General features: G+C 61.6%; 14 protein-coding genes and 1 pseudogene. 6 read left to right on the forward strand and 9 right to left on the reverse strand.

Going from position 1 to position 12,843, the window contains the following annotated elements; translation table 11 throughout:
* Positions 1-212: 212 nt before the first annotated feature.
* Positions 213-674, forward strand: a complete 462-nt coding sequence (locus PQQ51_RS13460; protein ID WP_408497274.1) for a TerB family tellurite resistance protein — start codon at positions 213-215, stop codon at positions 672-674.
* Here the strand turns inward: PQQ51_RS13460 and PQQ51_RS13465 are convergent.
* Positions 647-1,528, reverse strand: coding sequence for a LysR family transcriptional regulator (locus PQQ51_RS13465; RefSeq protein ID WP_408497275.1), 882 nt, complete (start codon positions 1,526-1,528; stop codon positions 647-649). The two genes, PQQ51_RS13460 and PQQ51_RS13465, sit on opposite strands and share 28 nt — an antisense overlap.
* Before the next feature lie 131 nt (positions 1,529-1,659).
* On the opposite strand from PQQ51_RS13465, the gene PQQ51_RS13470 reads away from it, so the two are divergent.
* Positions 1,660-2,412, forward strand: coding sequence for a TerC family protein (locus PQQ51_RS13470; RefSeq protein ID WP_408497276.1), 753 nt, complete (start codon positions 1,660-1,662; stop codon positions 2,410-2,412).
* Positions 2,413-2,523: 111 nt separating this feature from the next.
* Positions 2,524-2,817, forward strand: a complete 294-nt coding sequence (locus PQQ51_RS13475) for a TFIIB-type zinc ribbon-containing protein (protein WP_408497277.1) — start codon at positions 2,524-2,526, stop codon at positions 2,815-2,817.
* On the opposite strand, the gene PQQ51_RS13480 is transcribed toward PQQ51_RS13475, so the two are convergent.
* Both PQQ51_RS13480 and PQQ51_RS13485 read right to left on the reverse strand, forming a co-directional pair.
* Positions 2,788-3,390, reverse strand: a complete 603-nt coding sequence (locus PQQ51_RS13480; protein ID WP_408497278.1) for a DUF4865 family protein — start codon at positions 3,388-3,390, stop codon at positions 2,788-2,790. The genes PQQ51_RS13475 and PQQ51_RS13480 overlap by 30 nt on opposite strands.
* 126 nt (positions 3,391-3,516) lie before the next feature.
* Positions 3,517-3,741 (reverse strand): hypothetical protein, encoded by a 225-nt coding sequence (locus tag PQQ51_RS13485; protein ID WP_408497279.1) that lies wholly within the window; start codon positions 3,739-3,741, stop codon positions 3,517-3,519.
* 106 nt (positions 3,742-3,847) lie between these two features.
* Between PQQ51_RS13485 and PQQ51_RS13490 the strand changes: the two genes are divergently transcribed.
* Positions 3,848-4,711 (forward strand): LysR family transcriptional regulator, encoded by an 864-nt coding sequence (locus tag PQQ51_RS13490; RefSeq protein ID WP_408497280.1) that lies wholly within the window; start codon positions 3,848-3,850, stop codon positions 4,709-4,711.
* Here the strand turns inward: PQQ51_RS13490 and PQQ51_RS13495 are convergent.
* The 4 genes from PQQ51_RS13495 to PQQ51_RS13510 all read right to left on the reverse strand — a co-directional run bounded on the left by PQQ51_RS13495 (position 4,680) and on the right by PQQ51_RS13510 (position 8,548).
* Positions 4,680-5,558, reverse strand: a complete 879-nt coding sequence (locus tag PQQ51_RS13495; protein WP_408497281.1) for an ABC transporter permease — start codon at positions 5,556-5,558, stop codon at positions 4,680-4,682. The genes PQQ51_RS13490 and PQQ51_RS13495 overlap by 32 nt on opposite strands.
* Complete coding sequence (locus PQQ51_RS13500) at positions 5,555-6,451, reverse strand: ABC transporter ATP-binding protein (protein ID WP_408497282.1); 897 nt, start codon at positions 6,449-6,451, stop codon at positions 5,555-5,557. Before PQQ51_RS13500 ends, PQQ51_RS13495 begins: the two co-directional genes overlap by 4 nt.
* Positions 6,452-6,536: 85 nt before the next feature.
* Positions 6,537-7,589 carry an ABC transporter substrate-binding protein gene (locus PQQ51_RS13505; protein WP_408497283.1) on the reverse strand — a complete coding sequence of 351 codons (1,053 nt, stop codon included), beginning with the start codon at positions 7,587-7,589 and terminating at the stop codon, positions 6,537-6,539.
* Positions 7,590-7,639: 50 nt separating this feature from the next.
* Positions 7,640-8,548 (reverse strand): TauD/TfdA dioxygenase family protein, encoded by a 909-nt coding sequence (locus PQQ51_RS13510; protein WP_408497284.1) that lies wholly within the window; start codon positions 8,546-8,548, stop codon positions 7,640-7,642.
* A 382-nt stretch (positions 8,549-8,930) separates the two neighbouring features.
* Here PQQ51_RS13510 and PQQ51_RS13515 point away from each other — a divergent pair, with 382 nt between their 5' ends.
* Positions 8,931-10,007 (forward strand): alpha/beta fold hydrolase, encoded by a 1,077-nt coding sequence (locus PQQ51_RS13515; protein ID WP_408497285.1) that lies wholly within the window; start codon positions 8,931-8,933, stop codon positions 10,005-10,007.
* Between the two features lie 45 nt (positions 10,008-10,052).
* On the opposite strand, the gene PQQ51_RS13520 is transcribed toward PQQ51_RS13515, so the two are convergent.
* Complete coding sequence (locus PQQ51_RS13520; RefSeq protein ID WP_408497286.1) at positions 10,053-10,991, reverse strand: AraC family transcriptional regulator; 939 nt, start codon at positions 10,989-10,991, stop codon at positions 10,053-10,055.
* 5 nt (positions 10,992-10,996) lie between these two features.
* Positions 10,997-11,959: a TAXI family TRAP transporter solute-binding subunit gene (locus PQQ51_RS13525; protein ID WP_408497293.1), complete on the reverse strand. Its 963-nt coding sequence runs from the start codon at positions 11,957-11,959 to the stop codon at positions 10,997-10,999.
* 331 nt (positions 11,960-12,290) lie between these two features.
* On the opposite strand from PQQ51_RS13525, the pseudogene PQQ51_RS13530 reads away from it, so the two are divergent.
* Positions 12,291-12,843, forward strand: a pseudogene (locus tag PQQ51_RS13530) (helix-turn-helix transcriptional regulator); the annotation flags it as partial.

Here is a 12,843-nt window from a genome sequence, read left to right on the forward strand (position 1 = left end):
TTCTCTCAGGTTCTGGCCTGTTTTTCTCGGGAAGCCAGAGTCTTTTTGGGCCGACACGTATTCGTGTCGGCCTTTTTTATTTGTGCTGCCGCCCGAACACTCCGGTTTTTCCGAACCCTTCCTCCCGGATTAACAGGTTTATCCGATCCCGCGCGTCACGCAGACTGTGGCTCATCGTCACTGCGGACAACGTCCGCGACAGGAGCCCGATCATGAGAACCTATCCGCGCAACAGCCCGCAAGCCGCCGCACGTATCGTCGCCCTCGCGCTGATCGCCGACGGCCATGTATGCAGTTCCGAGGAGCGCGTGCTGGACAAGCTCGATATCGCCGGCGAACTCGGCCTCGTGCCCACGCAATTCGCGCAGATCGTCCAGACGTTGTGCGAGGACCTGTCGGTCACGCATGCGACCTTCGAGCCGACGGCCGGGCGCATCGACGCCGCCATCCTCGCCACGCTGATCGACGAGGTCGACGATCCGATCCTGCGCCGCAAGATCATTCGGCTGTGCATGGCCGTCACGGTTGCCGACGACTATCTGGCCGACGGTGAAGTCGCGCTGCTCGCCGCCGTGCTGGCCGCGTGGGGACCGACGCTGAAACCGGCCGCGACGCGCCGCGACAGGCTGCTGCTCGGCCTGCGCACTCACGAGCGCACGGCGGCGACCACCTGAGACGCGAGCGCGTGATGCTGCCCGCGCCGCGAGCGGATTGCGTAGATCTCTTCGAGCACGCCTTCGGCGCGGCCGAGCCAGCGCAAGCCGCGTAGCAGCGACAGATCTTCCGCGCCGAGCTCCGCGAGCGGAAACACGCCGAGGCCGCGCGCGGCGAATACCGCCATCAGCGCGCTGTCCTCGAATTCGCCGACGATCCGCGGCCGGATCCCCGTGCTTTCGAACCAACGGTCGAGACGCGCGCGCAGCGCGCCGTGGCCGGTCGGCAGCAGCACGGGCACCTCCGCGAGACAGTGCGGAAAGCCGGCGCGCGTGGCCTTGCGGACGATCTCCGCCGGACCGTACCAGTCGACCGGCGAACCGACGAGGCGCTGGCTCACCACACGCAGATCGGCGTTCGGCGGCGCCGGCTGACAGGCCAGCACCAGATCGAGCCGATGCAGCGCAAGCTCCGACAATAGTTGCGCATGTTCGCCCTCGTGACACAGGAGGCGCAGCGAAGGCGTGCCGAGCACCGGCGCGAGCAGCGCGTGCGCCGCGAGTTTGGAGATCCCGTCGGAAAGGCCGACCGCGAGCCGCGCGGTGCGCTCGCCGGCCGCCTCGCGCATTTCGTCCAGCAACGCCTCGCCGATCTGGAAAATCTGCTCCGCGCGGCCGAATGCGGTTTCACCGGCCTCGGTCATCGTGACGCCGCGGCCGGCCGGCTTCAGCAATTGCCGCCCGATCGACTTTTCCAGCTCGCGCACCTGCGCGCTGATGGTCTGCACCGCCATGTCGAGCCGCTCGGCCGCGCGCGCGAAGCCGCCCTCCTTCACGACGATCCAGAAATAGTACAGATGACGATAGTTGAGCATGTTCCCAAGCTTTTCGGATACTTCGAAAAATACGAAACGTTGCTCAGAATATCACTGATTTATCCGAATCTCCGATACAGCGATGATGACGTTATTCCAACGTCACCGCTTTTCTTTTCGCCTCATACGCCATGGACTATCTGCTCGCTCTCGCCTCCGACCCCGCCGCCTGGGCAGCCCTCCTCACGCTCGTCGTGATGGAGGTGGTGCTCGGCATCGACAACCTGATCTTCATCTCGATCCTCAGCAACAAGCTGCCGCCAGCGCAACGCGCGCGCACGCAGCGCATGGGCATCATGCTCGCGCTCGTCTTGCGGCTCGGCCTGCTCGGCACGGTGGCGTGGATCGCGCAACTGACGCAGCCCGCCGTCACGCTGCTCGGTCATGCGTTCTCGTGGCGCGATCTGATTCTGGTCGGCGGCGGCCTGTTCCTCGTGTGGAAGGCGACCACCGAAATGCACCATCACGTCGCACCGGTGAAACAGGCGCGCGGCGCGGCGAGCCAGACGGTGCAGTTGACCGTCGGCGCGGCGATCGGCCAGATCCTGTTGCTCGATATCGTGTTTTCGGTCGACAGCATCATCACCGCGGTCGGCATGACCGAACACATGCCGATCATGTTCGTCGCGGTGATCGCGGCCGTGATGGCGATGCTGTTCGCTGCACAACCGCTGTCGCGTTTCATCGACCGCAACCCGACGATCGTCACGCTCGCCCTCAGCTTCCTGCTCGTGATCGGCATGACGCTGATCGCGGAAGGTTTCGGCAGCCACATTCCGAAGGCCTACATCTACGCGGCGATGGCGTTCTCGGCGTTCGTCGAGGGTATGAACATGCTGGCGCGGCGCGCAACGTCGAGGCGCACGGAAGCCGCCGGTGAATGATGTCCGGTGCTGTGTCGATGGATGAAATGAAGCAACCCCGCTGGATTTTTACGGATCGAACCGCTCGCGCACTGAAACGTTCGATCGAACTGCACCTCAAGGAGCGATGCGATGAAATGCCCCGTTTGCAAGACCACCGATTTGCTGATGACCGAGCGCCGCTCGGTCGAGATCGACTACTGCCCGGTCTGTCGGGGCGTATGGCTGGATCGGGGCGAACTCGACAAACTGATCGCGCAGGAAGCTGATCACGTGGACACGTCGGCCGCGTCGCGCGGCAGCCGCGACGGCCACCGGCATCGCGACGACGCATACGACCACGACCGCCGCCACGACGAACATCGCTCGGGCTATCAGCGGCCGCGCAAGAAGCGCTCACTGTTCGACGTGTTCGATTTCGATTGAACGTCGCTCGCGCAATCGCTGCAAGCCGGGCGCGGCCAGATACACGATCTCGTATGCGGCGACGCCCTCGATCGCGCGCAAAGGCGCCGAACTCAGCGTGAAGCGCGTGAGTTGCCAGTCGAATACATCGACGCCGGCTAGCGCGAGCACCGTGTCGTCGCGCGCCGCGACCTGTGCGACGCGTTCGGTCTCGGCGGCACGCAATGCGTCGAGATCGGCGCCTTCGTCGATCGGGATATCTTCTCGATAGATCGACAGCGCCGTGCTCGATTGCCCGGTGCGAAGCGCGATCGGCAACCACGTTTGAATCGGCGGACGGCCGAATGAATCGATCACCGATCTGAAGCGCGGTCCGATCACGAACTTCGCTGCTTCGTCCTCGTTCAGCCACAAATAGATCGACGTGTACGCATTGTGATGCGCACCGTGCTGTCCGCGCTCGCGCAACGCGAACGCCTTGAATGCGAGCCCTTCTGCATGGTCCCAAAGCAAACCGCGCGTGCGGCCGCGCTCGCGGATAGTCGACATGTCGTAATCCGACGGCAAACGATGTTCGTATTGTTTGATCAGCATGACGGACGCTCCTGAAAAATTTTTGAACACTCAGGTTGCCAGCGTGCGGGTTCACATTCAACGCGGCGCCGCGTATATCTGTGATGAAGAATGCCGATGCTCGCGTCTGGTCGTCGCGCCTGATCGTCACAACAACCGCAGCAGCGCGCAAACCACCCATGTCGTGCCGAGAACGATCGATACGCCGCAACCCAGGCCGATCAGATGCGCGCGCAACACCTCGCGCGGCTCGAACGGAGTCGACGCGTCATCGCACAAAGGCGGCGCATAAGAAACCTCATCGGACTGACCCTGCGTGAATTCGATCATCGCGCCTCCTTGCAATTGAGCGGCCGGCGCACTGCGTTGCATGCAGTGACTTGCTCCAGACCGCGGATAGCGCTAGCGTGTCACGGCCTGCCCGTTCGTTGAACGGGCCGCCGCGTATTTCAGTGATGACAGAAAGAGATAGATCGCGATGAAAACACTCGACCTCGAAGCAGTACAGGCGTTCGTGCTGGTGGCGGACCTGCGCAGCTTCACGCGCGCGGCCGACGCGCTGAACAGCACGCAATCGGCAATCAGCGTCAAGCTCAAACGGCTCGAAGAACGCCTCGGTCATCAGTTGATCGAGCGCACGCCGCGCAAGGTGCGCCTGTCGCCGAAGGGTGAGGTGTTCCTGGAAGCCGCGCGCAAGCTGCTCGGCGCGCACGACGACGCACTCGGCATGCTGACCGACGAGCGCATCACGCTGAAGGTGGGGATCAGTCATCACATCGTCGGCGGGGAATTGCCGGCGTTGCTGCGCCATATGCATCGCGCCGATCCGGGTCTGCTGGTCGAGATGCGCGTGTCCAGTTCGCGCGAAGTGGAGGCCGACTTCGACCGCGGCGCGCTGGACGCCGCCCTCGTGCTGCGTCACGACGACAGCCGTCGCGACGGCGAAACGCTGGTTGCAGAACCGTTCGGCTGGATGGCCGCGCCCGACTGGACGCATCGCGACGGCGAGCCGCTCAGGCTCGCCACCCAGGCCTATCCGTGCCGCGTGCGGGCAATGGCCGTCGATGTACTGGATGCGGCGCGGGTGCCGTGGGTCGAGGTGTTCGTCGGCGGCGGCATCGCGACGATCGGCGCAGCCGTGCAAGCGGGCCTTGCGGTCGCCGCGCTCGCGCAACGGGTCGCGCCGCCCGGCACCGCCGACGTCGGTCCGCGCCTCGGCCTGCCGCCCTTGCCGTCGCGCGAGATCGTGCTGTATTCGTCGACCTCAGACCGGCGCGTGCGCGCTGCACTGCGCACGCTGGTCGGCGCGTTTAGTTCTGTACGCCCCAGCGCCGCACTGTGACGCGCTCCAGCGTATCGAACACCAGATGTTCGATCAGCAGCCCGATCACGATCACGGCCGCGAGACCCGCGAACACGCGATCGGTGTACAACTCGTTGCGATTCTGGAAGATGTACCAGCCAAGGCCGCCGCTGCCGGAACTCGCGCCGAACACCAGCTCGGCCGCGATCAGCGTGCGCCACGCAAATGCCCAACCCACCCGCAAGCCCGCGAGAATCGAAGGCAACGCGGCCGGCACCAGAATCAGCAGCACGTGGCGCATGCCGGTCAGCCCATAGTTGCGGCCCGTCATCCGCAAAGTCGCCGGCACCGACTGAAAACCGGAATACGTATTGAGCGCGAGCGGCCACAGCACCGAGTGCACCAGCACGAACAACAGGCTGCCGGTGCCGAGACCGAACCACAGCAATGCGAGCGGCAACAACGCGATCGACGGCAACGGGTTGAACATCGCGGTCAGCATGGACAGCAGATCGCGGCCCACGCGCGTCGACACGGCGAGGGACGTCAGCAGGAATGCCAACGCGGCGCCGAGCAGATAGCCGCGCAGCAGTACGGACATCGACACAGCCGTTTTCTGCAGCAACTCGCCGGACCAGATGCCTTGCACGAACGCGCTAAACGTCGCGCCGAACGTGGGCAGCAGCAGGTCGTTGTCGACCGCGCGCGCGGCGATTTCCCACCCCGCGATCAACACCAGCGCGATGAACGTCTTGCGCAGCCAGCCTTGTGCAAAGAGCCGCTTGCCGAGCGGCAGCGGCGCTTCGAGCACGAGTTCGCCGAGCGGTTCGAGCGGGCGCTCGTATTCTTCGCGAACCGGCGGCAGCAACGTGGCGGGAGAACTCATTGCACGGCCTCCTGGGGTTCGGTTTCTTCGGATTGTTCAGGTCGTTCGGATTGTTCGGATTCTTCGGATTCTTCGAATAGCAAGCGGTGAATCCGCGCGACACTGTGCTGAAAATCGCTGCGCCCGAAACTGTCCTGCCCATATTGATGGCTGTTCAGCTCGGCGCGCACGCGGCCCGGATGCGGCGACAGCAACAGAATCCGGTTGCCCACCACCAGCGCTTCTTCGATCGAGTGCGTGACGAACAGCAGCGTGAAATTCACTTCTTCCCACAGACGCAGCAACTCTTCCTGCATCTTGCGGCGCGTGAGTGCGTCGAGCGCGGCGAAAGGCTCATCCATCAGCAGCACGCGCGGCTGCATCGCCAGCGCGCGCGCAATCGCCACGCGCTGCTTCATGCCGCCGGACAGCGTGTGCGGATAAGCGTTAGCAAACGAGGCGAGGCCGACCTTCTCCAGATAATGCAGCGCACGTTCTTTCGCTTCCGCGCGCGAGAGCTTCTTCGCGACGCGCAGCGGAAACGCAACGTTTTGCAGCACTGTCTTCCACGGCGGCAACTGGTCGAACTCCTGGAACACGACGATGCGATCGGCGCCTGGCCCACGCACTACCTGGCCGTCGAGCGAAATGCTGCCTGACGTCGGTTGGATGAAGCCGGCCACCGCCTTGAGCAGAGTCGACTTGCCGCAGCCCGACGGCCCGAGCAGCACGAAGCGATCGCCGCCGTAGACGTCGAAACTCACGTCGTGGGTCGCGCGAACGATACGCTCGCGCGTGCGGTATTCGAGGTTCACGTTCTCGACCGCGAGCAACCGCTCGCTGGTCGCCGCGCTGGTCGCCTCGTTCGTTTGCGCACCGCTGTCGGGAAACAGCCGCGTGGGATTGGCTACCATCGGATTACTCCCTGTAAGCGGCTTTCATCCGCCAGCAGGCTGGATGAACGTCCGCGGGCATCTGGGCTCGTGAAGAAAGTCATGCTCAACTTCCTCCCGCGGTCGCCGGGTCGTCGAAGAAATAGTCCTTCCACGACTTCGGCTCGTTCCTGATCACGCCGACGCGATACATGAACTGCGCGAGCCCGAACGTGTTCTGCGGCACGACCTTGAACTGCACCTGCGGATTCTTGATGACCTTCAACAGCAGATCGCGGTCGATCTTCGACTGATTCGTGCGGATATAGATGTCGGCGGCGGCATCCGGATTTGCCGTGATGAAACGAGCCGCGTCGGCCAGCCCATCGACGAACGCGCGGTAGGTTTTCGGATTGCCGTCGCGGAATTTTTCGGTCGCGTAGAGCACGGTTGCCGAACTCGGTCCGCCCAGCACGTCGTACGAATTCAGCACGATGTGCGCTTTCGGATTGCCCGCCAGTTCCTGTTCCTGAAACGGCGGATTGCCGAAGTGGCCGGTGATTTCGGTACCGCCCGCGATGATCGCCGCGGCCGCGTCGGGATGCGGCAACGCCTGCGTGAATGTGTCGAGACGGTTGTAGTCCTTGTCGCCCCAGCGCTTCGCCGCCGCGTATTGCAGCACGCGCGACTGCACCGACACGTTGACGGCCGGCACCGCGATACGATCCTTCGCGGTGAAATCGGCGATCGTCTTCACGTCGGGGTTATTGCTCACCAGGTAATACGGCAGATTGCCGAGCGATGCGACGCCCTTCACGTTCTGGCGGCCGTGCGTGCGATCCCAGATCGTCAGCAACGGACCGACGCCGGCGCCGGCGATATCCACTGCGCCGGACAGCAACGCGTCGTTGACAGCGGCGCCGCCCGACAGCTTCACCCAGTCGACCTTGATATCGAGCCCCTGCTTGTGCCCTTCCTTCTCGATGAACTGCTGGTCGCGCGCAACGTTCAACAACAGATAAACCACGCCGAACTGCTCGGCAATGCGCAACTGGCCTTCCGCCTGCGCGGGAACGGCGGCGCCGAGCGTGGCTGCGCCTATCGAAACGCTCAGCAGCGTCGCGCTCAGGCGGCGAGCAAAAGACGACCGCGCGGCGGTCGAACGAAACGTGGAGAACATCGAAACTCCGGTCAGCATGTGGGGGTGGGCAAAAGCGGGCGAGGTTGCCGTCAGAACGGCACGTCGCCTTCGATCGTCGTGCGATAGAGTTTGCGGCGCAGGTGATCCGGCGTGCCGGCCGCGAGATGCATCAGCGAGCGGTTGTCCCAGAACACCATGTCGTGCTCGGCCCATTGATGCCGGTACAGATGCTCGGGGCGCACGCTATGCGCGTAGATTTCTTCGAGCAACTGTTTGCTTTCGTCTTCCGGCAGGCCGATAACGCGTGTCGTGAAATGCTCGCTGACGAACAGCGCCTTGCGGCCCGTCTCCGGATGCGTGCGCACGATCGGCTGCACAACCGGCTTCACCTGCGCGATCTGCTCGGCCGACAGGTTCGGCCGCCACGGGCTGCGCTTCTGCAATTCCGCGTATTTCGCGAGGTAAGTGTGTTCGGCCGTGCGCCCTTCCACCGCGCTGCGCAAATGCTCGGGCAACGTATCCCAGGCAAGGTGCATGTTGGCGAACAGTGTGTCGCCGCCTTCCGCGGGCAATTCCTGCGCGTGCAGCAGCGAGCCGAGGCTCGGCTTTTCCTTGTACGACAGATCGGAATGCCAGAAATGGCCGGCGTCGCCGAGACCGATCGGTTTGCCGTCTTCGACGATATTCGAAACGATCAGGATTTCCGGATGGCCGGCCAGTTGGAACTGATGCAACACGTGGATCTGCAGTGGGCCGAAGCGCCGGCTGAATGCGATCTGCTGATCCGGCGTGATGCGCTGATCGCGAAACACCAGCACGTGGTGATCGAGATGCGCGCGATGAATGCGGGTGAAATCGGCGTGGCTCAGCGGCTTGCCGAGATCCAGACCCAGCACTTCCGCGCCGACGGCGCCGTCGAACGCGCGAATTTCGATGGGCTGGTCTTGAACGGCGTGGCCGGCAGCGCGGGTGTCAGCGGGGGAAAAAGCAGTCGTCACAGGAAACTCTCGGTCGAATCTGTTCGGAGGACGCCCTCAAAGGCGCAATCTGACAAATTTACCGGCACGGACGTTCGATCACAACGAAGCAATTCGGATACGGTTATCTGCTGGAGTGATAAACCCGATGCTTTAACGCGCGGCGGGTGGTAGCGCGTGTTCACCGACGTCTTCAGCTTCAAGTTCCATGAGTCTCGTGCAGCCGCACATTGAAGGACATTCACCGAAGCGCGCCTTAAACTTTTCTTCGTGTGTCGAGGAGTGAGGCTCGATACGCGCTTACGTGACGCCTCAAATTTCCCCCACTGCGCCACTCCACAGAGTAGGTTCTTCCCGGCGCGTGACGCCCTTTGAACGGAAGTCACGCTTCACTCAAGTTTTCATGTCCATGAAAAAAATTCGCTACGTTGCTTCGACTTCAATTCTCGCAGCACTCCTCCTCTGCGCCGTCCAACCCGTGACGGCAGCAACAACCCAAGCCACCGAAAGTACTCGCGACAGTCCGGTGTACGGTGCCGAACTTGAAGGATTTGACTATCCGTATCCAGTTTCACACTTTAATTTCCGCTCCCAGCGCAGCAATCTGCAAATGGCGTACATGGATGTCGCGCCGAATCCCGCAACCGCGAATGGACGGACAGCCGTCCTGCTCCACGGCAAGAACTATTGCGCGGCAACCTGGGGCCCGACGATCGACGTACTAAGTAAAGCGGGCTACCGCGTGATTGCAGTGGATCAGATCGGGTTTTGTAAATCCAGCAAGCCCGAGAACTATCAGTTCAGCTTCGAGCAATTGGCCGAGAATACGCACGACCTTCTGGAATCCCTGAATATTCGACAGGCGACAATCATCGGTCACTCCACCGGTGGCATGCTTGCTATTCGCTACGCACTCAGCTATCCCCGCCAGACCCAGCAACTGGTATTAGTCGATCCTATCGGGTTAGAAGACTGGAGGGCAAAAGGTGTGCCCTATATCTCGGTGGACCGGTGGTACGAACACGAGCTGAATACCTCGGCGGATCGCATTCGAAATTACGAAAAGGATACGTATTTCGCCGGTCAATGGCGGGACGATTACGAGCCGTCGGTCCAGATGCTTGCCGGTATGTATCGTGGCCCGAAAAGAGAACTGGTCGCGTGGAACTCCGCGCTGCTTTACGACATGATCATGACGCAACCCGTGTATTACGAGCTTTCACAGATCAAACCGCCAACACTGCTGATGGTCGGCGACAAGGACACGACTGCGGTCGGCAAGGAGTTTGCGCCAGCGAACGTTCGTTCGACATTAGGCAACTATCCGCAACTCGCGCATCATGCCGCCGCAGTCATTCCTACTGTCAAGCTTGTCGAATTCCCAACTGCGGGACATGCGCCGCAAATGCAGGAACCTGATCAGTTCCATTCGGCGTTGCTTCGCGGATTGTCAGAGTTTCACGAGAAAGATCAATCCTGATCGACCGCTTAAATGAGGTGCAGGTAGAGGCGGCTCGCGCCGGCTCTACAGCTTTTCCGCGGGCGAACCCCACGCGACCGATTTACGCACGCTGGTTCGATAGTCCCGCGGGTTCTGCCCGTACAGCTCCCTGAAGCGACGCGAAAAATACGCGTGGTCTGGAAAGCCGCAAAGATGAGCAATTTGTTCGATACGAATGGCGGAGTGCGCCAACAGTTCCAGCGCGTGCTCCATGCGGCGCTCCGTCAGGAGTTCGGTAAAAGTCTTGCCGGTTTCTTTTTTCAGCAGATGGGCTAAATAGTTCGGCGACAAATGGACCGATTTCGCCGCGTCTCCAAGCGCGATTTTCTCGCCGAGATGAGCGCGCACGTATCTCGCCAGTCGTTGCAGCGCATCCCGTTGACTACCGTACTGCCCCTGGCTCGACTGCAATGCGAGAATCTGCGTCGCGTATTTTTTGCAAACTTGACAAATCAACTGAATCAGCAGACCCCGGATCAGCGAAAGCGAGCAAAATCCGCGAGCCATGTTTTCTTTATATAACTGATCCAGCAGCGATTCGATCACTCCGAACTCTGATTCGTCGAAGTAAAAATCCAGATACTCCTGGTAGACGAAAGGTGCGAGCTCCGGATAGCCGACGAGATCCACCTCTTCAAGATCCAGTGGGTCGATCTTCAGATCGGGACGAAGGAACTGCTGCGAAAAATTAATCATCGCAAAGCGGGTTCCTGGGGGATGCGGCACCAGATGAACCCGATACGGCAGCACGAAACTAAAATAGCCCCGCTTGAACGGACGGACAGTCCCTCCCACGGTCTGCTCCACTTCTCCGGCAAGCCCGATCTTGATCTGAAAATTTTCATGCCGATGCGGATGACCGAGCAGCGGCGAGCCCTCCTGAGTGCGAATGTCGAAATCGAGGTAATCGGCACGCTCGGCCATACCATAGGTTTTGACGTGCTTGAGAAGGGCTTTGGTCATACCGGTTATGCTGTGCTGTGCGTTGGTGCGACGATACCTGCATCGCGCAAATACCGGCGTACCCCCGCGTGAATATATTCCACCTTCGGCGCGGCGATCCACGTGTTTGCGGACAAGCTTTCACGGCCGGACGCGACACGCTGAGCCATCGACGCTTCACCTCGATGTACGGCTTTTGCAAGGTTGTACGCGATATCGTCGTCCAACTCTGCGTGCGCGAGCACCACCGACCAGCTTCCTATCGACACAATCGGCACTGTCTGGCCCGAATACGTTCCGACCGGCACCGTCAGTTGCTTGAGAAACGTGTATTTGCCAAGAATCGCCGCGCTTTCGGCTCCGTTCGGCACCACAAAGCGCGCGCCGTCCGCAGTTTTCGAGAGGTCTTCGAACGCCGGCCAGCCGATGCCGCCGCCCCACAATGCAGCGGCGCGTCCGTCTGCGAGCATGCCCAGCGCCTCGTCGTCGCGTTCAAGCAGGATCGCGTCGAAATCCCGCTGCATATCAAGGCCCATGCCGTTCAACACGTAACGTGCGAGCACGACTAATCCGGAACCGACTGCGCCGAATACGACAGGCTTACCCTTGAGATCGCTGATCGAGCGAACGGACGATGCGCCTGGAACGATAAACATACCGGCAGACGAATACATCGGTGAAATGATCCGCAGCGGCGCGGGCGCGCGGCCGATGCCGGCCAGCGCCTCGAAGGTCGGCTCACCGCCGGCGAGGCCGAGCGACAGTTTGCCCGCTTCGATCAGCGGAATGTTTTCGGTGCTGCCTTTGGTGAACTCCGGATTGATCGTTACCGCCGGGTCGAATTCATTCACCGTCGCGGCGAATGCGTCGCCGTAAGGGGTAAAGCCGCCACCAGGCGGCGACGTCCCCAACGACAACCGGGTACTGCTGCTCATCTTCATGCTGGTTCCTTTGAGACCTGCGCAGCCGGCCAGCAATCCGGCCGACATGCCTAGCCATGTCCGTCTATCCACGTCGTCGACTCCGCTCAATCGTTTGGCGCAGCGCTTGCATCGTTTTGTTGCGGCGCGCGAAACTCATCGTCGAAGTCTATTCAGGCATAAGGGATACAACCAGTGTCCAGGTTGTCATTTTCCTGGACAAAACCGCTCTCCCCTTCGACGTGTCGCGGCTTCGGATGGCTCGCGATTCGACGCCGGCCGCCCCAGGACGCCGATTGCTCGTCCACGAACGGGCTCATACAATACGATCCATTCCGTTCATGGCATTGCGGCCCCAGATCCGCGTGAACCGGTTTAACCCTGCCCGGAAACCTCTAGCATGACTCGCGCAAAACCGTTGCGGCACACAGCTACCCAACCCACCGCTTTCGACACCGCTACGATGGACCTGCATGCCTCTCGCAGTTCACGTACCTACGCGATGCCCGAGCGCAGCGATCATCTCGACTTCTACATCCGCGATCAAACCAGCCGTCCCGCGATTACCGACGCGCACAAGCACGAGTATTTCCAGATTCAGATCAACCTCGGCGGCGATACGCAGCAGTATATCGGCGAAGTGGTGCGTCCTTTTCCACGCGGTGCGGTTGCACTGATCCTGCCGCACCGCGTGCACCGCATTCCTCACCCGGAGGAATCACGCTTCATCGTCGTCAATTTTTCGTTCGAGTTTCTACTGGGCCGGCGTCTGCCTGTCGAAGAAGAAGCCGGCGCGATCCGGAACGAGCCGGTATTTGCGCCGTTCCTTCTCCAGGAGCGAATGGATTTCATGTTGAGCGAGCCGCAGATCGCCGAAGTCGAATCGTTGACCGCGCACATGCTCGTACTCGATCGGCAGCGTCAGTTCGGCGACACGATTCTGTTGCGCGCTT

This window comes from Paraburkholderia xenovorans (assembly GCF_046030735.1).
GTDB lineage: Bacteria > Pseudomonadota > Gammaproteobacteria > Burkholderiales > Burkholderiaceae > Paraburkholderia > Paraburkholderia xenovorans_A.

Coding starts and splice junctions, on each gene's coding strand:
- PQQ51_RS13460 (WP_408497274.1), top strand. CDS start 213: ATGAGAACCTATCCGCGCAACAGCCCGCAAGCCGCCGCACGTATCGTC.
- PQQ51_RS13465 (WP_408497275.1), bottom strand. CDS start 1,528: ATGCTCAACTATCGTCATCTGTACTATTTCTGGATCGTCGTGAAGGAG.
- PQQ51_RS13470 (WP_408497276.1), top strand. CDS start 1,660: ATGGACTATCTGCTCGCTCTCGCCTCCGACCCCGCCGCCTGGGCAGCC.
- PQQ51_RS13475 (WP_408497277.1), top strand. CDS start 2,524: ATGAAATGCCCCGTTTGCAAGACCACCGATTTGCTGATGACCGAGCGC.
- PQQ51_RS13480 (WP_408497278.1), bottom strand. CDS start 3,390: ATGCTGATCAAACAATACGAACATCGTTTGCCGTCGGATTACGACATG.
- PQQ51_RS13485 (WP_408497279.1), bottom strand. CDS start 3,741: ATGCAACGCAGTGCGCCGGCCGCTCAATTGCAAGGAGGCGCGATGATC.
- PQQ51_RS13490 (WP_408497280.1), top strand. CDS start 3,848: ATGAAAACACTCGACCTCGAAGCAGTACAGGCGTTCGTGCTGGTGGCG.
- PQQ51_RS13495 (WP_408497281.1), bottom strand. CDS start 5,558: ATGAGTTCTCCCGCCACGTTGCTGCCGCCGGTTCGCGAAGAATACGAG.
- PQQ51_RS13500 (WP_408497282.1), bottom strand. CDS start 6,451: ATGGTAGCCAATCCCACGCGGCTGTTTCCCGACAGCGGTGCGCAAACG.
- PQQ51_RS13505 (WP_408497283.1), bottom strand. CDS start 7,589: ATGTTCTCCACGTTTCGTTCGACCGCCGCGCGGTCGTCTTTTGCTCGC.
- PQQ51_RS13515 (WP_408497285.1), top strand. CDS start 8,931: ATGTCCATGAAAAAAATTCGCTACGTTGCTTCGACTTCAATTCTCGCA.
- PQQ51_RS13520 (WP_408497286.1), bottom strand. CDS start 10,991: ATGACCAAAGCCCTTCTCAAGCACGTCAAAACCTATGGTATGGCCGAG.
- PQQ51_RS13525 (WP_408497293.1), bottom strand. CDS start 11,959: ATGTCGGCCGGATTGCTGGCCGGCTGCGCAGGTCTCAAAGGAACCAGC.